This window comes from Streptomyces sulphureus DSM 40104 (genome assembly GCF_000381025.1).
Taxonomy (GTDB): domain Bacteria; phylum Actinomycetota; class Actinomycetes; order Streptomycetales; family Streptomycetaceae; genus Streptomyces; species Streptomyces sulphureus.
In genome coordinates, this window is sequence record NZ_KB905813.1 from 488,179 (window position 1) to 508,675 (window position 20,497).

The 20,497-nt window shown below is 69.5% G+C and carries 19 protein-coding genes; 11 read left to right on the plus strand and 8 right to left on the minus strand.

Features of this window, described 5'->3' with window-relative positions; translation table 11 throughout:
* Nucleotides 1-18: 18 nt before the first annotated feature.
* A complete protein-coding gene (locus F603_RS0102205) occupies nt 19-909 on the minus strand; it encodes a helix-turn-helix transcriptional regulator (protein ID WP_019544378.1) in 891 nt (296 codons plus the stop codon).
* A gap of 261 nt (nt 910-1,170) precedes the next feature.
* Between F603_RS0102205 and F603_RS0102210 the strand changes: the two genes are divergently transcribed.
* The 5 genes from F603_RS0102210 (at nt 1,171) to F603_RS0102230 (ending at nt 5,345) form a co-directional block, all read left to right on the plus strand.
* Nucleotides 1,171-2,187 (plus strand): zinc-dependent alcohol dehydrogenase family protein, encoded by a 1,017-nt coding sequence (locus F603_RS0102210; RefSeq protein ID WP_026328064.1) that lies wholly within the window; start codon nt 1,171-1,173, stop codon nt 2,185-2,187.
* Nucleotides 2,188-2,223: 36 nt separating this feature from the next.
* Nucleotides 2,224-2,379, plus strand: coding sequence for a hypothetical protein (locus F603_RS34940; protein ID WP_019544380.1), 156 nt, complete (start codon nt 2,224-2,226; stop codon nt 2,377-2,379).
* A 320-nt stretch (nt 2,380-2,699) separates the two neighbouring features.
* Nucleotides 2,700-3,470, plus strand: coding sequence for an SDR family NAD(P)-dependent oxidoreductase (locus F603_RS0102220; RefSeq protein ID WP_026328065.1), 771 nt, complete (start codon nt 2,700-2,702; stop codon nt 3,468-3,470).
* Nucleotides 3,471-3,515: 45 nt separating this feature from the next.
* Nucleotides 3,516-4,256: an SDR family NAD(P)-dependent oxidoreductase gene (locus F603_RS0102225; protein ID WP_019544382.1), complete on the plus strand. Its 741-nt coding sequence runs from the start codon at nt 3,516-3,518 to the stop codon at nt 4,254-4,256.
* Nucleotides 4,257-4,355: 99 nt separating this feature from the next.
* Nucleotides 4,356-5,345, plus strand: coding sequence for an aldo/keto reductase (locus F603_RS0102230; RefSeq protein ID WP_019544383.1), 990 nt, complete (start codon nt 4,356-4,358; stop codon nt 5,343-5,345).
* Nucleotides 5,346-5,515: 170 nt separating this feature from the next.
* Here the strand turns inward: F603_RS0102230 and manD are convergent, their stop codons facing one another.
* The 5 genes from manD to F603_RS0102255 all read right to left on the minus strand — a co-directional run bounded on the left by manD (nt 5,516) and on the right by F603_RS0102255 (nt 10,999).
* Nucleotides 5,516-6,730: a D-mannonate dehydratase ManD gene (gene manD / locus F603_RS0102235; protein WP_019544384.1), complete on the minus strand. Its 1,215-nt coding sequence runs from the start codon at nt 6,728-6,730 to the stop codon at nt 5,516-5,518.
* Between the two features lie 35 nt (nt 6,731-6,765).
* Complete coding sequence (locus tag F603_RS0102240; protein WP_019544385.1) at nt 6,766-7,620, minus strand: carbohydrate ABC transporter permease; 855 nt, start codon at nt 7,618-7,620, stop codon at nt 6,766-6,768.
* Nucleotides 7,617-8,576 carry a carbohydrate ABC transporter permease gene (locus F603_RS0102245; protein WP_019544386.1) on the minus strand — a complete coding sequence of 320 codons (960 nt, stop codon included), beginning with the start codon at nt 8,574-8,576 and terminating at the stop codon, nt 7,617-7,619. Before F603_RS0102245 ends, F603_RS0102240 begins: the two co-directional genes overlap by 4 nt.
* The gene (locus F603_RS0102250; protein ID WP_026328066.1) at nt 8,576-9,895 is read right to left on the minus strand and encodes an ABC transporter substrate-binding protein; all 1,320 of its coding nucleotides are present in this window, start codon (nt 9,893-9,895) and stop codon (nt 8,576-8,578) included. Before F603_RS0102250 ends, F603_RS0102245 begins: the two co-directional genes overlap by 1 nt.
* 288 nt (nt 9,896-10,183) lie before the next feature.
* Nucleotides 10,184-10,999, minus strand: a complete 816-nt coding sequence (locus tag F603_RS0102255) for a FadR/GntR family transcriptional regulator (protein ID WP_019544388.1) — start codon at nt 10,997-10,999, stop codon at nt 10,184-10,186.
* Nucleotides 11,000-11,347: 348 nt separating this feature from the next.
* Here F603_RS0102255 and F603_RS0102260 point away from each other — a divergent pair, with 348 nt between their 5' ends.
* From F603_RS0102260 to F603_RS0102290, 6 genes are all read left to right on the plus strand, one after another.
* Nucleotides 11,348-11,914, plus strand: a complete 567-nt coding sequence (locus tag F603_RS0102260) for a helix-turn-helix domain-containing protein (RefSeq protein ID WP_106431212.1) — start codon at nt 11,348-11,350, stop codon at nt 11,912-11,914.
* A 99-nt stretch (nt 11,915-12,013) separates the two neighbouring features.
* Complete coding sequence (locus tag F603_RS0102265; protein WP_019544390.1) at nt 12,014-13,480, plus strand: NAD(P)/FAD-dependent oxidoreductase; 1,467 nt, start codon at nt 12,014-12,016, stop codon at nt 13,478-13,480.
* 58 nt (nt 13,481-13,538) lie between these two features.
* Nucleotides 13,539-15,014: a peptide MFS transporter gene (locus F603_RS0102270; RefSeq protein ID WP_026328067.1), complete on the plus strand. Its 1,476-nt coding sequence runs from the start codon at nt 13,539-13,541 to the stop codon at nt 15,012-15,014.
* Between the two features lie 1,037 nt (nt 15,015-16,051).
* Nucleotides 16,052-16,459 carry a hypothetical protein gene (locus tag F603_RS0102280; RefSeq protein ID WP_019544393.1) on the plus strand — a complete coding sequence of 136 codons (408 nt, stop codon included), beginning with the start codon at nt 16,052-16,054 and terminating at the stop codon, nt 16,457-16,459.
* 77 nt (nt 16,460-16,536) lie between these two features.
* The gene (locus tag F603_RS0102285) at nt 16,537-17,319 is read left to right on the plus strand and encodes a DsbA family protein (protein WP_019544394.1); all 783 of its coding nucleotides are present in this window, start codon (nt 16,537-16,539) and stop codon (nt 17,317-17,319) included.
* Nucleotides 17,316-18,152, plus strand: a complete 837-nt coding sequence (locus F603_RS0102290; RefSeq protein WP_019544395.1) for a cytochrome c biogenesis CcdA family protein — start codon at nt 17,316-17,318, stop codon at nt 18,150-18,152. The genes F603_RS0102285 and F603_RS0102290 overlap by 4 nt, the downstream gene beginning before the upstream one ends.
* A gap of 478 nt (nt 18,153-18,630) precedes the next feature.
* Here F603_RS0102290 and F603_RS0102295 read toward each other — a convergent pair whose 3' ends face one another.
* Together F603_RS0102295 and F603_RS36350 are read right to left on the minus strand one after the other, a co-directional pair.
* Nucleotides 18,631-19,896 carry an MFS transporter gene (locus tag F603_RS0102295; RefSeq protein ID WP_019544396.1) on the minus strand — a complete coding sequence of 422 codons (1,266 nt, stop codon included), beginning with the start codon at nt 19,894-19,896 and terminating at the stop codon, nt 18,631-18,633.
* A complete protein-coding gene (locus F603_RS36350) occupies nt 19,893-20,414 on the minus strand; it encodes an alcohol dehydrogenase catalytic domain-containing protein (protein ID WP_342665894.1) in 522 nt (173 codons plus the stop codon). The genes F603_RS0102295 and F603_RS36350 overlap by 4 nt, the downstream gene beginning before the upstream one ends.
* Between the last annotated feature and the right edge of the window lie 83 nt (nt 20,415-20,497).

A 20,497-nucleotide genomic window follows, 5' to 3' on the forward strand; every position in this document is an offset into this window, starting at 1 on the left:
CACCGACGGCGGCCGTGTTCAGGTCGTCGAGGATTGCTGCGCAGAAGGCGTCTCATGGGTGGCGGCCCAGGAGGCGAGCAGGCGCAGTGCTTCCTCGGAGGGTGAGCCGGGTTCGGCTGTGTAGACGGTCAGGGTGAGACCGGGGGTAGCGGCCATCTCCAAGTCCTCGAAGGCGAGGGTCAGTTCGCCCACCGACGGGTGGAGGAAGTGTTTGGTTCCGGTGCCGTGGTGGCGGACGTTGTGGGCGCCCCAGCGGGTGCGGAACTCTTCGCTGCGGGTGGAGAGTTCGCCGACGAGGTCGTGCAGGTCCTTGTCGTACGGGTTGCGGCCGGCCTCGGTGCGCAGGATGGCCACCGCCATGTCGGCGAAGGTCTCCCAGTCGGGGTAGAAACGTCGCGAGGAGGGGTCCAGGAACTGGAAGCGGGCGAGGTTGGCCTGGTTGCCGGGGGTGGCGTAGAGGTCCGTGTAGAAGGCGCGGGCGAGCGGGTTGACGGCGAGGATGTCCATGCGGCCGTTACGGACACACGCCGGCCCGGCGGTGACCGCGTCAAGGACCCACTGCAGGCTGCGGTGCGGGGTCCACTGGCGCGTGGTCGCACGACGCCGGGGCCGGGTGAGAGTGTCGGTGCCGTCGGCGGCCTGAGCCAGGCGGAGCAGGTGGGCGCGTTCGGCGTCGTCGAGTTGGAGGGCGCGGGCCACCGCTTCCAGGACGGCGGGGGAGACGCCGGCGAGATTGCCGCGCTCGAGTTTGGCGTAGTACTCGACGCTCACATCGGCGAGCGCGGCGACCTCGCTGCGGCGCAGCCCCGGCACGCGGCGCCGCGGCCCGGCCGGCAGCCCGGCCTGCTGGGGTGTGATCTTGGCTCGCCGCGAGGTGAGGAACTCGCGGACCTCTACTCGGTTGTCCACGTCTTCGACGGTACGTGCTGTCTGCCACGGGAGGGGTGTACCGCCAGTACACCCCTCACTGGTGACTCGCTGCCCGCGCGAGATGGCGTTTTCCTGGGTGACGTGGCGCTTCGGCTCCGACCTTTCGGGAGGACTGGGCGCCGCCCTGGGATCTGTGGGCAGGCAGCGTCGCCGCCCGGTCCAGGGCTGGGAATCGCATTCGGTGGACGCCGGTACGTCGCTCGTACCGGGCGCCCCAGTACGTAAGGAAAAGCCTTTTTCATGCGCGGAGCAGTGATTCACGCCCCCGGCGATGTGCGTTTCGAGACCGTGGACGACGCGAAGATCCTCAAGCCGACCGACGCGGTCATCCGCACGGCGGTGACCTGCGTGTGCGGCTCGGACCTGTGGCCCTTCCGGGGTGCCGAGCCGACTGAGCAGGCACATCCGATGGGGCATGAGTACGTCGGTTTGGTGGAGGAGGTCGGATCGGAGGTCACGGGCGTCAGGCCGGGCCAGTTCGTCGTCGGTTCCTTTGCGACTTCGGACAACGTGTGTGCGAACTGCCGCAACGGCTTTCAGTCGAGTTGTCTGAACGTTGAGTTCATGTCCACGTGCCAGGCCGAGTACGTCCGTGTCCCCAACGCGCAGGGCACCCTCGTCGCCACCGACGAGGTGCCGGGTGAGGAGTTGTGGCGGAGTCTGCTGGCTGTCTCCGACGTGATGGGCACCGGCTGGTGGGCCGCCGACGCCGCCGAGGTGAAGCCCGGCTCGACCGCCGTGGTCGTCGGTGACGGTGCGGTCGGCCTGTGCGGGGTGATCGCGGCGAGAGAGTTCGGCGCGGAGCGGATCATCGTCATGTCGCGGCACGAGTCGCGGCAGAAGCTCGCCCGCGAGTTCGGCGCCACCGACATCGTCACCGAACGCGGCGAGGAAGGCGTTGCCCGGATCAAGGAGCTGACTGGTGGGGTAGGCGCGGACAGCGTGTTGGAGTGCGTGGGAACCGCCCAGGCCATGCAGCAGGCCCTGCACTCCACCCGCCCCGGCGGGAGCGTCGGCTTTGTCGGCGTCCCGCACGAGGTCGCCGTCGACGGGCAGGAGCTGTTCTTCTCCCACGTCGGCCTGCGCGGCGGCCCGGCGCCGGTGCGGCGCTACCTGCCCGACCTGATCGACCGCGTCCTGACCGGCCGGATCGACCCGGGCAAGGTCTTCGACCTCACCCTGCCGCTGGCGCAGGTCGCCGAGGGCTACCAGGCCATGGACGAACGCCGCGCCATCAAGACTCTCCTCACGCCCTGACCCCCGCGCCGCAGCAGTGATGAGCCGGCTTCCGCCTTGCGGCCCGGCTCCGCACACATCGTCGGCGCCGACTCCGGCGCCATCACGGCGGACTCCGAACACTCCAGCCCCGAGACCCTGGCCCAGCGCCTGTACACCTTGCACACCGAGCAGACCGGGTTCAGGCACTACGCCGAACCCGTGTCCGACTGAACCGGACGCCCCGGTGCCCCGCCCACCCTGCGTCTGTGCACCACATGTCCGTCCGGCGGCGAGGCCCCCTCACTAACACCGACCGAGGCCGCATGAATGCGGCCTTCTGAACCCTCTCAGGACGCGCAGAAACGGAATGGAAAGTAGGTCTGTGTACGGAGATCGGTAGCAGTGGTCCCAGCCTCGTCGGAATCGAGATGCCCCGCCGCCTCGGCGACACCCGCTCCGGAGAGGCGCTTCACGGAGGAACCCGCCGGCCGCTCGACAACAGCGGCCCGCACCACGTGAACACCCGCACGCCTGCGAAAGGAAGCACCCACATGAACCCCACCTACGACTTCACCGGGAAGGTCGCCCTCGTGACAGGTGCCGGAGGCGGCATGGGCCTGGCCACCGCCCAGGCCTACGCGCGGACGGGCGCCGCCGTCGTCCTCGCCGACCTCGACGGACAGGCAGTGCGCGCGGCTGCGGACGAGCTGACCTCCGCCGGCCACCAGGCCCTTGCCATCCCCTGCGACGTCTCCGACGAAGACCAGGCAGCCGCCCTCATCGACCGGACGGTGGAGCACTTCGGCCGCCTGGACATGGCCTTCAACAACGCCGGCATCATGATCCCGTTGGCCGACGCCGCCGATGAGGACGCCAGCGCCTTCGACCGGGTCAACGCCGTCAACCTGCGCGGCGTGTGGGCGTGCATGAAGCACGAACTGCGCCGTATGCGCACACAGGACAGCGGAGGCGCGATCGTCAACTGCTCCTCGCTCGGCGGCCTGGTCGGCAACCCCCAGCGCGCCTCCTACCACGCCACCAAACACGGCGTCATCGGTCTGACCAGCAGCGCAGCTCTCGAGTACGCCCCGCGCGGCATCCGCATCAACGCCGTATGCCCCGGCACGATGAAGACTCCGATGGTCGCCGGCATGATCGCGAAGGGAGAACTCGACCCCGAAACCGCGGCAGCCGACGCCCCCATCGGCCGTCTGGGCACCGCCCAGGAGATCGCCGAAGCCGTCCTGTGGCTCAACAGCCCCGCCGCCGGCTACGTCGTCGGCGTCGCCCTCCCTGTCGACGGCGGCTATGTCGCCCGATGACCCCACCGGCCGTCGACACAGACGCTGAGGAGGAAGAGACCCCAGATGGCACGCGTACTGGTCACCGGCTCCGCCGGAGGGCTGGGCCGCAACACCGTCGTGGCACTGCTGGAGCAAGGCCACCAGGCAGTGCTGCATGCCCGCAACCACGACCGACTGAACGACGCACAGGACCTGTTGGAGCGCGGCGCACTGTCGGTGACGGGCGACCTGTCCACCCACCAGGGCACCCTGTCCGTCGCCGAAGAGGCCAACACACTCGGCAACATCGACGCGGTGATCCACAACGCGGGGACCTACAGCGGACCGGACGTCCAGGCCGTCAACGTCCTCGCCCCCTACCTGCTGACCTGCTTGATCACCCGACCCGACCGGCACGTCTACCTCAGCAGCAGCATGCACAGTGCGAGCCGGACCGGCACCGCCGCTCTCCGCACCTTGCTCAACCCGGATTCCCCGATGGACTACGCCGACAGCAAGCTGTTGGTGACCGCCCTGGCAGCCTCCGTCGCCCGCCGCCGACCTGAGCTGCTCAGCAACGCCGTCGATCCGGGCTGGGTCCCGACACGCATGGGCGGCCCCCAGGCCCCCGACGAGCTGGAACTCGGCCACGTCACCCAGACCTGGCTGGCCACCTCGTCCGACCCACAAGCCCACGCCGACGGAGGCTACTGGCACCACCAACAACAGCAGGCCGCGCACCCGGCCGTGCACGACGAGGACTTCCGGAACGAACTGCTCGACACACTCGCCCGACGCACCGGGATCGCGCTGACAGCACGGTGAACACCCACCCGCTGCAAGCCGCCGACCTCGACCTTCCCGGAAACCACACTGCGGAACGGTACGCATCCGTCCGCGTCCCGCACGAAAGGTCAATACCTCATGCAGTACACGCACTTGGGCCGCAGCGGTCTGCGGGTCTCTCGCATGGCGCTGGGCACGATGAACTTCGGTGACGTGACGGACGAGCCCACCAGTTTCCAGATCATGGATGACGCGCTGGAGGCGGGCGTCAACCTGTTCGACACCGCCGATGTCTACGGCGGGCCGCAGTCCCCTGACATGGCGCAGGGCTACGGGATCTCCGAGGAGATCATCGGGCGTTGGCTCGCCCAGGGCGGGCGTCGACGGGAGCAGCTCGTGCTCGCCACCAAGCTGTACCAGCCGATGGGGCGCGGCCCGAACGACAAGTACCTGTCCGCCTACAAGATTCGCAAGGCCGCCGAGGAGAGCCTGCGGCGCCTGCAGACCGATCACATCGACCTGTACCAGATGCACCACATCGACCGCTCGACTCCCTGGGAGGAGATCTGGCAGGCGATGGAGCAGCTTGTACGCGAGGGCAAGGTGACCTATGTCGGCAGCAGCAACTTCGCCGGCTGGCAGATCGCCACCGCGCAGAACGCCGCCAGCGCCCGCAACTTCATGGGCCTGGTCTGCGAGCAGAGCCTCTACAACCTCACGGCTCGCACCATCGAGCTCGAAGTCATCCCGGCCCTGCGCCACTACGGACTCGGCCTGTTCCCGTGGAGTCCCCTGGGCGGCGGCCTCCTCGGCGGCGTGCTGCGCAAGCTCGAGGGCGGCCGGCGCATGTCCACCCAGATGCAGAACACCGTCGAACGGTACCGGCCCCAACTGGAGGCGTACGAAGGGCTCTGCGCCGAGATCGGCGAACAGCCGGCCGACGTCGCCCTCGCCTGGCTCCTGCACAACCCGGTCCTCACCGCCACGATCATCGGCCCCCGGACCACCGACCAGTTCGCGCAGAGTCTGCGCGCCCTGGAGGTGACCCTCCCCGAGGACGCCCTGCGCCGGCTCGACGAGATCTGGCCCGGCCCCGGCGGCGAAGCCCCCGAGGCCTACGCCTGGTAACGACTCGTGTGAGCCCCCGCCTCACCCGGGCGTAGCCGGGGCTTTGGGCAACACCGAACGAATCCGGGGCCTGCGGACCGGTGCTGACGTCGGCCGTCTGCGAAAAGGCCCGCGAGCACTGCTGCACGTCGACTGCGGGACGGCACCGTGCCGCCCGGCAGCCTGACGGCTCACCAGTCGTGGACCGTCCCGTCGTGCAGCCGGTTCACCGGGAGGTACGCCGCCTCGTAGGGATGTGCGGCGGCCAGTGCCTCGTTCAGGCCCACCCCGATGCCCGGCGCCTCTCCCGGGTGGAGATGACCGTCCTCGAAGGTGTACGCGTGGGGGAACACCTTCTCGGTGAGCGAGTTGTGCCCTGAGTACTCCTGGATACCGAAGTTGTGCACGGCGAGGTCGAGGTGGACGGCGGCCGCCATGCCGACGGGGGAGATGTCCTCCGGCCCGTGGATCGCGCTCTTGATCTGGTACTGCGCGGCGAAGTCGAAGAGCTTGCGCAGCGGAGTGACCCCTCCGAAGTGCGTGACGGCGGAACGCACGTAGTCGATCAACTGCTCGGTTATCAGGACCTGGTAGTCGTGGACCGTATTGAAGACCTCGCCGATGGCCAGTGGCGTGGTGGTGTGGCGGCGGACCAGACGCAGAGCCTCCTGGTTCTCCGCGGGCGTGCAGTCTTCCAGCCAGAAGAGGTGGTACGGCTCCAGCTCCTTGCCGAGGCGGGCGGCCTGGGCGGGGGTGAGCCGGTGGTGGACGTCGTGCAGCAGGGGCAGTTCGGGGCCGAACTCGGCGCGCACGGCCTCCACCACGGTCGGGATGTGTCGCAGGTAGGCGCCGGTGTCCCAGTCCTCGGTCAGCGGTCGGGCCTGCTGGTGCAGCACGGGGGAGCCGCTGTCGTCCGTGCTCGACACTCCGTAGACGGCCTTCAGCCCGGGGATTCCGGACTGCACGCGCACGGCGGGGTACCCCTCGGCGAGGCGGGCGCGGACCGAATCGAGGAGCTCGGGGATGTCCCGGCCGTTGGCGTGGCCGTAGGTCCCGACACGGTTCCGGCTCGCGCCGCCGAGGAGTTGGTAGAGGGGAAGGCCCGCCGCCTTCGCCTTGATGTCCCACAACGCCACGTCGACCGCGGCGATCGCGGCCATGGTCACAGGTCCGCGCCGCCAGTAGGCACCCCTGTACAGAAACTGCCAGGTGTTCTCGACGCGGTGCGGGTCGAGGCCGAGGAGGAGCGGAACCACGTGGTCGTCGAGATAGCTGACCACGGCCAGTTCCCGGCCGTTGAGCGTGGCGTCGCCGAGGCCGACGAGTCCCTCGTCCGTGGTCAGCTTGAGGGTGACGAAGTTGCGGCCGGGGCTGGTGACGCAGACTTTCGCGTCGACAATTTTCATGGGGTCTTTCTTCCTTGAGACGGAGGTGAGGCCGTTCAGCCCTTGGAGGCGCCCGAGGTCAAGCCGGCCACCAGGTACTTCTGTCCGAGGACGGCGGCCAGGACGACGGGAACGGTGATGAGCGTCGCGGCGGCCATCAGACCGCCCCAGTCGGTGCTCGCGTACGAGATGAAGTTGAAGAGGGTCACCGGCACCGTCTGCGTGCTGTCGTCGGCGAAGACCAGCGCGAACATGAAGTTGTTCCAACTGAAGACGAAGGCGAGCAGGGAAGCGGTGGCTGTGCCGGGGGCCGCGAGCGGCAGGGCGATGCGCCAGAAGGCTCCGAACGCGCTCAGCCCGTCGGTGCGCGCAGCTTCCTCCAGTTCGACCGGCAGACCGGCGAAGAAGCTGATCATGATCCACATGATGAGCGGGACGGAGACGAACATCTGGCTGAGGATCAGCACGGTGTAGGAGCCGACGAGCCCCATCTGCGCGAACAGGTAGTACCAGGGCACGAGCAGCGAGATCGCCGGCACGATGCGCGCGACGAGAATCAGCGATCCGGTGCGGTGCATGGCGAAACGTCCGACGGCCCACGCCGCGGGCACCGCGATGACGGCGGAGAGCACGGTGGAGACGACGCCGACCAGCAGGGAGTTGCCCATGGACCGCTGGATCTGCCCAGCCTCGACGATGTTCCGGAAGTTCTCCAAGGTGGGCCTGAACCACAGACCCACGGAGGGATCGGTCACCTGGACGTTGGTCTTGAACGCGGCGGCGAACATCCACACCAGGGGCAGTGCGAAGACGAGCGTCACGACGACGATCGCGATACCGCGCAGCCATGACCGGGCTGTGCGCCGGCGCTGGCGTGCCGGGACGGGAGCGGCGGTGACGGGGGCACTCATGCGGCCTTCCTTCCACCCCGGCGGCGCAGCAGCACCACGACGCCGACGATGAAGAGCGTGAACAGGACCAGGACGGCGGCGGCCAGGCCGTACTCCTGGTAGTCGAAGGTGAGTCCGTAGGCGTAGACGTTCAGGGTCTCGACCTCGAAGTCCGAACCGCCGCCCGCGCCCTTGGTCGCGTAGAGGATGTCGAAGGTCTTGAGGGCGTCCACGGCGCGGAGCACCAGGGCGGTGGCGAGCGTCGGTCCGAGCATGGGCAGCACGACGTGACGGAACCGCTGCCAGCCGTTCGCCCCGTCGACGCGGGCCGCCTCTTCCGGCTCCGCCGGCAGCGTGGTCAGTCCGGCGAGCAGCAGCAGCGTCATCATGGGTGTCCACTGCCAGACGTCGATGAGCATGAGCGTCGGCAGGGACTGGCTGACGGAGCCGAGGAAATCCTGCCGGGGCAGTCCGATCCCCGTGAGCAGGTGGTTGGCTATGCCGTTGGTGGGGTCCAGGATCAGCAGCCAGAGAATGCCGATCGCCACCGGCGTGGTGAGCAGCGGGATGATCAGCACCGTACGCACCCATCGCATGCCCCGGAACGTCTTGCGCATGAGCATCGCCAAGGCGAGGCCGAGCGCCGTCTCCAAAACCACCGCTCCGACCGTGAAGAGCACCGTGCGCCGGGCGGCGGGCCAGAACCGGCGGGTGTCGCCGAGCGCGTCGGTGAAGTTCCGCAGCCCGACGTGCCCCTTGCCGGCGTTCACCGCGCCGAACGCATCGGTCAGGCTGAGGTTGAGGGTGTAGACCAGCGGAAAGACGATCATCAGGCCCACGAACAGCAGGGCCGGCGCGAGCATCCCCCACTTCAGCCGCCGATTTGCCTGTTCGAACGTACGGGTACGGCGAGCGGGGGACGGCCCGGCGCCCGACGCGGCCGCGGGGCGGGCCGGGGAGACCTCTGTGGTGGACATCAGGTCTCCTTGTGGCGGTTGTCGCGTATGAGGAAATCGGCGAACTCCGCGTCGGCGTCACGGGTGACCGGCCGCACGTCCTCGCCGAGGATGCCCGCGACCAGCGGACGCCCGACGATGTCCCTGGCCCGGCCGACCTGCAGGACGCGGGGCCGGTCGTAGCCGAGGCCGCGCTCCGCGTTGAGCCGCATGGCCTTGGCGAGGTCCGGCGGAAAGGAGGTCAGCGACGCGGGGTCGGACCACACAGAGGAACGGGCGCCGGGGATGCCGTCCTTTTGGAGGGCCGCGGTCATCTCCGCGCTGCCGGCCCACTTGATGAACTCCCAGGCGTCGTCGCGCAGCAGGGAGAACGTGCTGATGCCGAGGCTCCACGAAGGGATGTTGTGCGGCCGGGCGCCGGCCGGTCCCGCGGGGAAGGGGGCGAAGCCGACGGTCTCGCGCACGGTCGACACCTTGGGGTCGAGGAAGTTGCTGTAGATGGCGTCCGCGTCGATGTAGAAGGCGGCCTTGCCCTGGGCGAAGATCGGCATGGCCTGTTCCAGGCTCATGTTGGTGGCTCCTGGCGGGCCCGTCCTCGCCAGCAACTTGCCGTAGTACGCGTACGCGGCGAGGGCCTCGGGCGTGCCGATGCCCGATCTGCCCCGTACCACGAAGTCCCCGCCGTGCGAGTACAGGAAGCTCGACCACTGCGACACGGCACCGCTGCGCTGACCCCGGCCGACGAAGCCGTACACACCCTTGTTCTTCGAGGTGAGTTCCCGGGCGGCCGACATCAACTGCTCCAGAGTGCGCGGCGGTCCGCCGAGGTCCTCCACGAGGTCCTTGCGGTAGTACAGCGCCGGGCGCTCGGTGACGACGGGGACGCTGAGGATTTTGCCTCCGGTGACGGAGGCCTCGCGGGGAGCCTTCTGGAAGTCCGACCAGGCGAACTCGTCGTCCTGGCGTAGGCGGTCGCTCAGATCGGTCAGCCAGCCGTTGTGCGCGAAGAGGAGCTGCTCCTGGAGCGCACGGACCATCATGACGTCCACGTCGGTGCCCGAGGCGTTGAGCTTGACGTTGTAACTGCTCGTCAACTGGTCCGCGGTGAGCAGGGTCATGGAGACCCGTCGCCCGATGCGCTCCTCGAACTCCTTCGTCCGGCGGCGGATCGCCTGGGACCACACATGGTTGATCGCCATGACCCGCAACGGTGTATCGGGGGAGGGCCGTCCGCCCCGGGACGTACACGCACCGAGCGCCCCCATCCCGGCGGCTCCCGCGCCCCCTACCGCCAGCCTGCCGAAGGAGCGCCGGCTGAGGAGCTGGCTGCTCGTGGACATCGTTGTCCTCGTCTTTCTCTGCGCTGTACGTCTCTCGGCCAAGGGGCATCACCTCGGCGGGAGTTCCGGTCCCTGTCCGGCTCAACTGGTAGGACCAGTTGAGCCGGAGGGGACGTTAGCAGGAGAGCGGCGTACCGAACAGCCCTTTCATCGACCGGACTTGTCGAGGCACGCAGGCTTCACCGGGCCCCGGAGCCGACGACCGGACCGGCCGGGGCGGCCCGGGGAGTCAAAGCCAGGAGGGGAACCGGCCGCTCTTCGGGCGACGACGACACCGCGGCGACAGACCTAACGGCCCGTCCCGCCGGTGCCGTAACGGTTCCCGGGCTCGTCCAACAGCGCCTCGATGTGGTTGCGCGCCATGATGTCGACCTGGACGTCGAGATCCTCGCCGTAGGTGCGCAGACCGAGCATCAGGTGCTCCCGCATCCGTGCGCAGGCCAGATCCGCGTCACGGGCCTCGATCGCCTCGAAGATCTCCGGATGGTGGGGGACGCCGGGTTCGCCGATCGAGGGGTCCGAGTTGGAGCGCAGCATCATCTCGAACATCATCCCGCTGATCGACGACAGCATGATCCTCAGGACGGGGTTCTTGCTCGCCGCTGCTATGGCGTCGTGAAAGGCCATGTCGGTTCGGGCCTTGACGACGACGTCGCTCGCCGACTCCAGGGCGTCCCGCGCGGACCGCAGCGCCTCGATGTCCTCGTCCGTCGCCCGCTCGGTCGCAAGGCGCACCATCTCCACCTCGAGCGGCAGCCGGGCTTCGATCAGATGCCGGACGGTGGGTCGGCCGGCCCTGTACAGCGCGTCGTACCCCCTGGCCTGCCCCGAGGTCTGCTCACGTACGAAGGAGCCGCGGCCCGGTGCGACTTCGATCAGATGTTGGGCTTCGAGCCGCCTCAGGACCTCGCGCACGACGTTCCTGCTGGCGCCGAACTCTGCCGAGAGTTCCCGCTCCGAGGGGAGCTTCGTGCCGACGGGGATGTCACCGGAGCGGATGTGGTGTTCGAGTTCCCGCGCGATCCGTTCCGTCAGGAGCCCGCGCTGGGCCGGGGCCGCGGCCTGACCGGAGCGCGCGGAGGAGGAAGAGGCGGACGACTGCACCCCCGCAGCGTACAGCCCGGCCCGGGAGTCGACGGCAGAGCAAGGGGTTGCTGCGCACCTTGCCGAGATGCTGGCTCGGAGGTGGGGCGTCTCACCGGAAGAAGCCGTGCACCTCGTGACGTCGGAGGCCGTCGCGGAGGCGAGCACCGGAGACCGCGACAGGCCCTGGCGAAGTGTCATTCGGAGGAGATCTGCGCACGACGCGTCGGGTGCCTTCGATTCTGTTCGTCCCTTAGCACGCGCCGAACAGATTGCTCAGCGGGGGCCGTCTGACCTGGGGCAGTAAAATTTTCTGTGATCCAGACTCATCTATTGAGGTGACACACGAACTCGTTTAACTTGTCCGCCGTGAGCACAGACACCGACATCGATCGAACCCCTGGCGATCGCCTCCGCCGTCGCCGCCGCGCCTTGCAGCTCACCCTCAGTGATGTTGCCGTGCGTGCCGAGGTCACCGAGGGACACCTCTCCGCGATCGAACGCGGCCGATCGAATGCGAGCGTGTTGACCCTGCAGCGGATCTGCGCGGTGCTCCGACTGAAGGTCGGCGACCTCTTCGCCCAGACCGAATCGGTCCAGCCGGTGCTGCGCTTCCGCGATGCCCGGGGCATGGCCTTCGGCGAGGGCGCCTCGAAGATCAAGCTGACACCGGCGCACTTCGACCATCTCGAGCTGCTTCTGGGCCACTTCGCGCCGGGCGGATCGACGGGCGTCGATCCCTATACGCACGGGGATTCCGAGGAAGTCCTCTTCGTCGTCGACGGCGAGGTCGAGGTCACGATCGACGGCGACACCCAGACCTTGTCGACCTTCGACTCGATCCACTACTCCAGCAGCCGGCCGCACCGTGTCGTCGAGCGGACGGGAACCGCTGAAGCCCGCGTCCTCTGGGCGATGGCCCCTCCCACCTACTGAACGCCGCACCGCCGCGGGCACGGACTCTCCGGCCGGAGCCGGATCACCGTCGCGGGTGCAGCGCACGCCAGGAACCCGCACATGTCGAGGAGACAGGCCATGACCACCTACCGCAACGGTGAAATCTCGCACTGGATGAAGGATTCCGGCCACCCAGGCTTCGCCGGGGAGAACTCGGCAGGGCAGGGCGAAAGCGCCCCTACCGGCGCTCCGGCTCCGCTGCCGACCGAGGATCAGGATCTCGTCATCGTCGGCGGCGGACTCACCGGCTTGTGGACGGCCTACTACGCCTCGCTCGAACACCCGGGCCGCTCGATCACGGTCCTGGAGGCCAAGAAGGTCGGCTACGGGGCGAGCGGTCGCAACGGGGGCTGGCTCTCGACCCTCATCCCCGGCAACCGCGCCGTCTACGCCCGGTCCGTCGACAAGGCGGGCGGCGACGGATGCCAGGCCGTCCGCATGTTCCAGCAGGCCATGTTCACCACGATCGACGAGACACTGGAGGTGCTCAAGACCGAGGGCATCGACGCCCACCAGGCACAGGGCGGCAACCTCAAGGTCGCCCAGACACCGGCCGGCATGGAGCGCATACGCGCGACCTACAGGGGCGACCTCGCTTACGGCTACTCGACCGACGACGTACGCCTCCTCACCGCCGCCGAGGCGCGGTCCCGGGTCAACGTCGAGAACGCGGTCGGCGGCATCCTCTACGGGCGCACTACCGCGGTCGATCCCGCACTGCTCACCCGTGGTCTCGCGGACGCCGTCGCCGCCCGTGGCGTGCGGATCTGCGAGGACGCGCGGGTCAGCCACATCGATGCCGGTTCGGTGACGACGAACCGGGGCCGGGTCGGCGGCCGGACGATCCTGGTCTGCCTGGAGGCCTACTCGGGCACGGTCACGGGGAGCGCGCCCGGTCTCGGTGCGCGCCAAGTGATCCCGGTGAACTCGTCGGTCATCGTCACCGAGCCGCTGCCGGAGGAGACGTGGGCACGCATCGGCTGGGAGGGCCGGGAGTGCCTCAGCGACGCCGCCCACACGTTCATCTACGCCCAGCGCACCGCCGACGGCCGGATCGCGATCGGCGGGCGAGGAGCGCCCTACGCCTTCAACTCCGGCACGCCCGGTACCGGCGCTGTGGACGAGCGGACCGTCGGGCAGCTACGGCACAAGCTCGATGCTCTCTTCCCCGGGCTCGACGTGCCGATCGCGCACGCCTGGCGTGGCGTCATCGGTGTCACCCGCGACTGGTGCGCCGGCATCTACTTCGACGCGCGCACCCGTATCGGAGTCGCCCGCGGCTACGCCGGACACGGGGTGACTGCGACTCAGCTCGCCGCCCGCACTCTGCTCGACCGCGCTGAAGGCAGGGCGACTCCGCGCACCGGACTGCCGTGGAACGACCACCAGGCCCGGCTGTGGGAACCGGAGCCGCTCCGCTGGCTCGGCGTCCATGCGATGTACCGGCTCTTCGAGTTCGCCGACGGCTGGGAGCAGTCGCGCCGGGCCGAGCGGACCTCGCTCATCGCTCGCTTCGGTTCCCGGCTCGCGGGGCTCCACGAATAGGAGCGCGTGGCCGCCTCCTGAACTCCCCGGCTCATCGCACGACTTCGAGGACGACAGCATGACGACGACACCACCGCGGCTTGCCGCCCCCAGCGAGACCCGTGCCGCTACGCGGGGCCTGTGGAGCATGGCGTTCACGGAGCTCTGGGAACGCTTCTCCTTCTACGGCCTGCAGGGAATCCTCTCCTTCTACCTGCTCTACTCGCTCGACGAGGGCGGACTCGACCTCCGCCCCGCCGCGTCGGCGGGCATCGTCGGGGCCTACGGCGGCGCCGTGTACCTGGCCCAACTCATCGGCGCCTGGGTCGGGGACCGGCTCCTCAGCCCGAAGTACGTGGTGCTCTGGGGCGGGGTCGTCATCACCTGCGGGCACGTCGTGCTCGCCGCCCTGTCCGGGTTGGCAGGTCTCGGCGTCGGCCTCGTCCTGATCATCCTCGGCACGGGGGCCCTCAAGACGAACATCACCTCGATCGTCGGCTTCATCCTGGAAGGCCAGAGCGACGCCAAGCGCGACGCGGGGTTCACCTACTTCTACATGGCGATCAACATCGGCGCCGTCGTCGGACCGCTTACCACCGGCTTTGCGCAGAACCAGTGGGGGTTCCACTACGGCTTCGGACTCGCCGTGATCGGCATGTGCGCCGCCCTCGTCCAATACGGGTTCTCGCTGAAGCAACTGCCCGAGCGGGCAGGGCAGGTGAACAACCCGCTGCCCGCGGGGAAGCTCATCGCCCCGATCGGGTACGTCCTGGCCGCGCTTGCCGTCATCGTGGTGAGCTCGCTGGCTGGATGGCTGCGGGCGGAGAACATGTCGAGCGCGGTCACGATCGTGGCACTCGTCGCCGCCGCGGGGTACTTCGCCGTCATCCTCTCGTCGGCGAAGGTGACGCGTGACGAGAAGAGACGCGTAAGTGCCTACCTGCCGCTGTTCCTGCTTTCCGGGATCTACTTCGGCTTCCTGTTCCAGAAGTTCACGGCGATCTCGAGCCTCATCACCGACCGGGTCGACCTCCATATCGGCACGTGGACGTTCCCCGCCGCATGGATCACCACGGTCAGCCCGCTCGCGGCCGTCCTCGTGACACCGCTCGTCGCCCGCCTGTGGGACCGCCTCGGGCCCCGCCAGCCGAAACCCGCGGCGAAGATCGCGATCGGGCTCCTCCAGATCGGCCTTGCGTACTTCTACCTGCTCGTCGTGTCGAGCGCGACGGGGGACGCGACGATTCCGCTGGTCCTGATCCTCCTCTTCATGGTTTTCGCCGGGTCCTCGGAGGTCTACGTCGGGCCGATCGGACTGGCGCTGGCGACAAAGATCGGACCGGCGAAGTTCAGGGCACAGATGGTGGGGCTGAACTTCCTCACGCTGGCGCTCGGTTCGTCGCTGTCGGGACTCCTCGGCCAGCTCTTCGCCGCGGTCTCGAACACCGCGTACTTCACCGCCGTCGCCACCTCCGCGGTCGTCCTCGGAAGCGTACTGCTGCTCGTCCGGAAACCGCTGAACCGGCAGCTCTACGCGGGCGTGGGGACGGAATAGCCCCCGCGGAACCGAACCCCGGGGAGCGCTGCTGCCGTGCGGACGTGCCCGGCTCCGGTGCGTCCGGCTGTGTGTGGTTCGGTCCGGCCCGTGTGAGGCGCGCGCCCATCGTGCCGAAGGACGGCACGCCGCGCGAGCTGCAAAGCAACTCCGGTCCGGCGCAGGCACGTCGAGGCCCGGACGAAGAAGGCGGCGGGAGCCGTAAGTCACGCGATGCGGCGAGCTGCGGGGTGGAAGGCGCGCCAGCCGGTGGCCCGGGTGATCTTCACGACGTGCACCGACGTCGGACGCAACCCATGCGCGGACGGAGCCGACCGGGCGAGTACGGTTAGCGAGCGAATCACCGCGGTGTCAGACGACCAGTCCGCCAGGGGAGGAGGAGCGGTGCGCCGAGCACGCACGACCGACCGGTCGATGAGTTCCTTTCTCCTGTTGCTGGTCGCCGTTCTCTTCGGCCTGCTCTGCGTCCACGGGCACACCGGTCTGCAAGGCGAGTCGGGCCAGGCGGTTACCGGCGCTCCGACGGTCGGGGTAGCGCAGTTCACGTCGGAGGGCGCAGACGCCGCGCCCTCCGAGCATGGTGCACACGCGTCCGCCGCTGACGAGACGGCTGCGGACGTCGCCGAAATCCTGCCCTCCGACGGTGGAAGCTGCCCTGAGCGCCAGGCTCCGGAGCAGTCGAGCGGCCCCCATGTCGCAGCGCCCGCTCTGGCGGAACTGCCCTCTGTGGGCGGGGCCGCGGCGACCCCGCAGGCCGCACGATGGCTCGCACACAGCGAGGAACAGTCTGCGAAGGCACCACCTCCGCGCGTCTCCGTACTGAGGATTTAGACCGGCCCGCGCCGCTCCTTCTCCGGGCCTCTCCCTGGGCTCCGGGGTGCGGAAGCGGCTACGCGCTCGCGTTCCTCCTCAGTCACGGAGACATCTTCATGGACCCGTCGCCCACCTCTCCCGAGCCTGTTTCACAAGCCGTCGGGAGCAGCCGCTCCCTGCGCACCGCCCTGGGTGCACTTCGCCTGTGGGAGCCCCGGCAGTGGGTGGCCGCAGCCGCTTCCGCCGCGGCCGCGGCCGTCGTCGTCGGCGTGCCGACCGCCGTCATCCCCAACGCGTTCTTCGGCCGGGAGATCCCCGTCCAGTGGTGGAACTACCCGGCCCTCGCCCTGACCGCGCTGCTCTCCGGGCTGGTCCTCGGCACGTACCTGCGTCCCAGCCCGCCGGTTGCCCCCGGCGGTCGGCTCGGCTCGGTCGGGGGAGTGCTGTCCTTCTTCGCCGTGGGCTGCCCGGTCTGCAACAAGATCGTCCTGCTGCTGCTCGGGACGGGTGGTGCTCTCAGCTACTGGGCGCCGTTGCAACCTCTGCTCGCCCTCGGCTCGTTGGCGCTGCTGGCCGAGGCGGCACTCCGCCGCCTCAACGCCCAGGCCGCCTGCCCCACGCCCACCGCCTGACGCCGTCCCCCTGGGCCCGTTTCCCAGGGCGGGTCGGCAGGGCCACCTCATCTTCTGCTCACAGGAGCGTGTTCTTCATGTCCGAGAAGTCCTCTTCATCCACTCGCACCACGTCGCAGGCGCGCGCACGTCGCAGGCGCACCGTGTGGGCCGCCGTCGTGCTGGTTGCCGCCACCGCCGCGACCGTGGCGCTGGTCGTGACCGCCGACTCCGAGTCGGGTTCCGACCGCTCCCGGTCCGAGACCTCGGCCGAACCCGTGCCGGGGGACTCCGCACCGGCCGGCCCCGATCTGGCGCGTCGTGACACCGACGACCCCCTGGCCGTCGGCTCGGTCGACGCACCCGTGGTGATGGTCGAGTACTCCGACTTCCAGTGCCCGTTCTGCGGACGCTTCGCACGCGAGACCAAGCAGGAACTCCTGAGCACCTACGTGGAGAAAGGGTCACTGCGCATCGAGTGGCGCAACTTCCCCCTCTTCGGTGAGGAGTCGGAGAAGGCGGCGCACGCTGCGTGGGCCGCCGGTCGGCAAGGTGCTTTCTGGGAGTTCCACGACCGTCTCTACGCTGAGCCGCGCGAGCGCAACACCGGCGAATTCACGGAGGACAAGCTCATCGCCCACGCGAAAGCGGTCGGGGTGAAGGACCTCACGCGTTTCCGCCGGGACATGGATTCGGCACAGGCCCGCCAGGCGGTGGATCGCGACCGCGAAGAAGGGTACGCCCTCGGCGTCACCAGCACCCCCGCCTTCCTCGTCAACGGCACACCCATGCTCGGCGCCCAACCCACCGCAACCTTCCACGAGGAGATCCGGAGCGCACTCAGCGAGAGCGAGAGCGAGAACGAGGGCGAGGCGAAATGACGGACGTCGGTATCCTCCTCGCCTTCCTCGGTGGGCTGCTCGCCTTGCTCAGCCCGTGCAGCGCCCTCCTTCTGCCCGCCTTCTTCGCCTACTCCTTCACCCACAGGACGCGGCTGCTCCGGCACACCGCCGCCTTCTACGCCGGGCTGTGCCTGACGCTCGTCCCCCTTGGAGCAGGCGGGGCCTTCGCCAGCCGCCTGTTCATCGGTCACCGGGACACGCTCGTCCTCGTCGGCGGCTGGACCATGATCGCCCTGGGGATCATGCAGCTCCTCGGACTCGGCTTCGGCTCCCGCCGCCTCCAGCAACGCGCCGGAGCCCCCACCGGATCGACGTCCTCCACCGTCGCTCTCGGCGCCGTCTACGGGCTCGCCGGGTTCTGCGCAGGGCCGGTCCTGGGCAGCATTCTCACCGTCGCCGCGCTCGGTGGGAGCCCGCTCCGCGGCGGTCTCCTTCTGGCGGTGTACGCCCTGGGCATGGCCGCTCCCCTCTTCGTCCTCGCCCTCCTCTGGAACCGCTGGCAACTGGGGCGACGCGCCTGGCTGCGAGGGCGGGGATTCCGCATCGGCCGCCTGCACCTCCACAGCACTTCGGTGATCGGCGGCCTGCTCTTCGTCACCCTCGGAGCGGTCTTCCTCCTCTTCGACGGTTCGGCCGCGCTGCCGTCGCTGCTGGACGTGGATACCGAGTACGCGTGGGAACAGCGGGTCGCCGCTCTCGCCTCCGCCGTCCCGGGGAACCTCCTCCTGGCCGCCCTCGCCGCCGCGGTGGCGGTGGGAGCGAGCGTCGTCCTGGTCAGGAACAGTCGGGAGGAGAGCCGCGGCCGACGCTGAGTCGGTCGCCGCGGCCCGTACTGCTGAGGGGCCCGGTAGCAGGCCGCCTGCTTCGTGCGTCGGTGGCCGGGCCCGGCTCAGCGGTGGCGTTCAGTCAGCAGCGGGCCGTTTCGGCTTGCCCCGCCTCTCCGACGTCCAAGGGCTGAACTCGTCCAATGCGCTCGCGGCCGAGCGCCGTCCGCGACGTCAGCACCGTCACCCGGACGAGGAGACGGCCACCGTCCGGACTCCCCGTCACCGTTGCCGCGCGAGGCCGGGGCAGCGGGTGGCGGCTCTTCGGAAAGCCGGTGCCGAGCGAACGTGGCCGGGAGCCGGCGCGGCACGGCCCTGTGGGTGATCGGGGTTGCGTCGGCTCACGACCGGCTTCCCGCTCGCTGGGGCCGGGCAGGCGTCGTCGCTCTCCTTGCGCAAGCGCAACAGGAGGCTGACGTACGGCAGTTCGGCGCCGTCGACCGTGCGGCCCGAGGCGGGCCCTGGATCATCGGCGGTAGGCGGTGGCAGCGATGGCGGGTAGAAGGGCGAGGGAGAGGACACCGCCGGTGAGGGCGAGGGCGGGGTAGCTGGTGGCGGCGACCATGAGGCCGGAGGCCATGCCGCCGGTGGCACCGGCGATGGCGATGGAGACGTCGACCAGTCCCTGCGTCTTGGCGCGGGTGGCCAGCGGGACAGTGTCGGTGATGATCGCCGTGCCGGAGACGAGGCCGAAGTTCCAGCCGAGCCCCAGCAGGGCGAGCGCGAGGGCGAGGAGAGGCACGGAGCTGACGGGCGCCGCGGCGGCGACGATACCGGCGGCCAGGAGAGTGGTACCTGACGCGGCGGCGATCTTCATGCGGCCGTAGCGGTCGACGAGCCAGCCGGTCACAGGGGAGGGCAGGTACATGGCGGCGACGTGGATGGCGATGACGAGTCCGGAGGCGGCGGTGCCGTGGCCGTGGTCGTGCATGTGGACCGGCGTCATCGTCATGATCGCGACCATCACGAGCTGGGTGAGGACCATGACCAGCGCCCCGAGGACCACGCTGCTGCGCCCTTCGCTCGGGTCGGCGGCATCGGCGGCCGCCGGATCGGCGACGGCGTCGGTCTCCTCCTTCTTCGCCAGGATGCGGGCCAGCAGCAGCGGGTCGGGCCGTAGCCGGAGCGCGAGCACGAGTGCGGCCAGCGCGTAGGCGACGCCGGAGAGGAGGAAGGGGCCGGCGAGAGGGGGGATGCCGAGGGTTTCGGCGAAGGTTCCGGTGGGGGCGGCGAGGTTGGGCCCGGCGACACCGCCGAGGGTGGTGGCGACCAGAACGGTGGAGACGTCCCTGGCGCGGTGGTCGGGCGCGGCGAGGTCGGCTCCGGCGTAGCGGGCCTGGAGGTTGGTGGCGGTGCCGGCCCCGTAGACGAACAAGGCGAGGAAGAGCAGGACGGGGTTGTCCAACACGGCGGCGACAATGACGCCGGCCGAACCGAGGGCGCCGGCGAAGTAGCCGGCTGCCAGGCCGGGACGGCGGCCGCGGGTTTGGGAGATGCGGCCGACGGCGACGGCGGTGAGGGCGGAGCCGGCGGTGAACAGGGCGCTGGGCAGCCCGGCGAGACTGGTGGTGCCGAGCATGTCCTGGGCGAGGAGGGCGCCGACGGTGACGCCGGCGGCGAGCCCGGCTCCGCTGCACACCTGGGAGGCGACGAGAACGCGCAGGGTGCGGCGTTGGGCTTGGGCGAGGTCGGATATGTGGTCCGTCGTGCCGTCGGATGCGGTGTCGGTCATGTTCTCTTCCGGAGCAGGTACTGCAAAGGGCGGGGCGGTGGCTCGGCCGAGCTCGGCGAGTTGTCGGCCCGGTGCGTGCCGGGCGGTGCGTCGGCTGACGCCGGTTGTGTGCGCCCGGACGGCGAACGAGCCGACCTCGTCACGGCGTTGAAGGTAGTACACCTGCGCAGCCGAAAGGCCGCCTCGAAGAGGGCGAGGGCGGGGCAGTGCACGACGCCCCCGGACCGGCGGAACGCACGGTGTCCGACCGCCACACGGTCCCCGACCGACCAGCCCTCGACCCGCTCATCCGACTCGGGGAGGACATCGGCGACTTCGCGGCCCGGGGTGAAGGCGGTGCCCGCTCCGGTCACGATCTCGGCGTCGCACATGCCGCTCGCCGTCACCCGGACCCGGCAGCCCGTCGGCGACGGTGTCCCGGCCGCGGACGGGCGCAGAGAGCCTCCGAGCTCGCTAGCGACCACGGTCACGGCGCTGTCCGACATGGATGCTTCCTCCGGGAACAGGGCGATGTCCATAGCTGCTGATTATGTTGGAGCCACGGAGACCCTAGGCAGGCACGGCAACACCTGGTAGAGGGCAGCGGTGAATGGAGCGATAA

Bases quoted from the DNA above. Each gene is read 5' to 3' on its own strand.
- F603_RS0102210 (WP_026328064.1), top strand. From the start codon at position 1,171: ATGCGCGGAGCAGTGATTCACGCCCCCGGCGATGTGCGTTTCGAGACC.
- F603_RS0102220 (WP_026328065.1), top strand. From the start codon at position 2,700: ATGAACCCCACCTACGACTTCACCGGGAAGGTCGCCCTCGTGACAGGT.
- F603_RS0102225 (WP_019544382.1), top strand. From the start codon at position 3,516: ATGGCACGCGTACTGGTCACCGGCTCCGCCGGAGGGCTGGGCCGCAAC.
- F603_RS0102230 (WP_019544383.1), top strand. From the start codon at position 4,356: ATGCAGTACACGCACTTGGGCCGCAGCGGTCTGCGGGTCTCTCGCATG.
- manD (WP_019544384.1), bottom strand. From the start codon at position 6,730: ATGAAAATTGTCGACGCGAAAGTCTGCGTCACCAGCCCCGGCCGCAAC.
- F603_RS0102240 (WP_019544385.1), bottom strand. From the start codon at position 7,620: ATGAGTGCCCCCGTCACCGCCGCTCCCGTCCCGGCACGCCAGCGCCGG.
- F603_RS0102245 (WP_019544386.1), bottom strand. From the start codon at position 8,576: ATGTCCACCACAGAGGTCTCCCCGGCCCGCCCCGCGGCCGCGTCGGGC.
- F603_RS0102250 (WP_026328066.1), bottom strand. From the start codon at position 9,895: ATGTCCACGAGCAGCCAGCTCCTCAGCCGGCGCTCCTTCGGCAGGCTG.
- F603_RS0102265 (WP_019544390.1), top strand. From the start codon at position 12,014: ATGACCACCTACCGCAACGGTGAAATCTCGCACTGGATGAAGGATTCC.
- F603_RS0102270 (WP_026328067.1), top strand. From the start codon at position 13,539: ATGACGACGACACCACCGCGGCTTGCCGCCCCCAGCGAGACCCGTGCC.
- F603_RS0102285 (WP_019544394.1), top strand. From the start codon at position 16,537: ATGTCCGAGAAGTCCTCTTCATCCACTCGCACCACGTCGCAGGCGCGC.
- F603_RS0102290 (WP_019544395.1), top strand. From the start codon at position 17,316: ATGACGGACGTCGGTATCCTCCTCGCCTTCCTCGGTGGGCTGCTCGCC.
- F603_RS0102295 (WP_019544396.1), bottom strand. From the start codon at position 19,896: ATGACCGACACCGCATCCGACGGCACGACGGACCACATATCCGACCTC.
- F603_RS36350 (WP_342665894.1), bottom strand. From the start codon at position 20,414: ATGGACATCGCCCTGTTCCCGGAGGAAGCATCCATGTCGGACAGCGCC.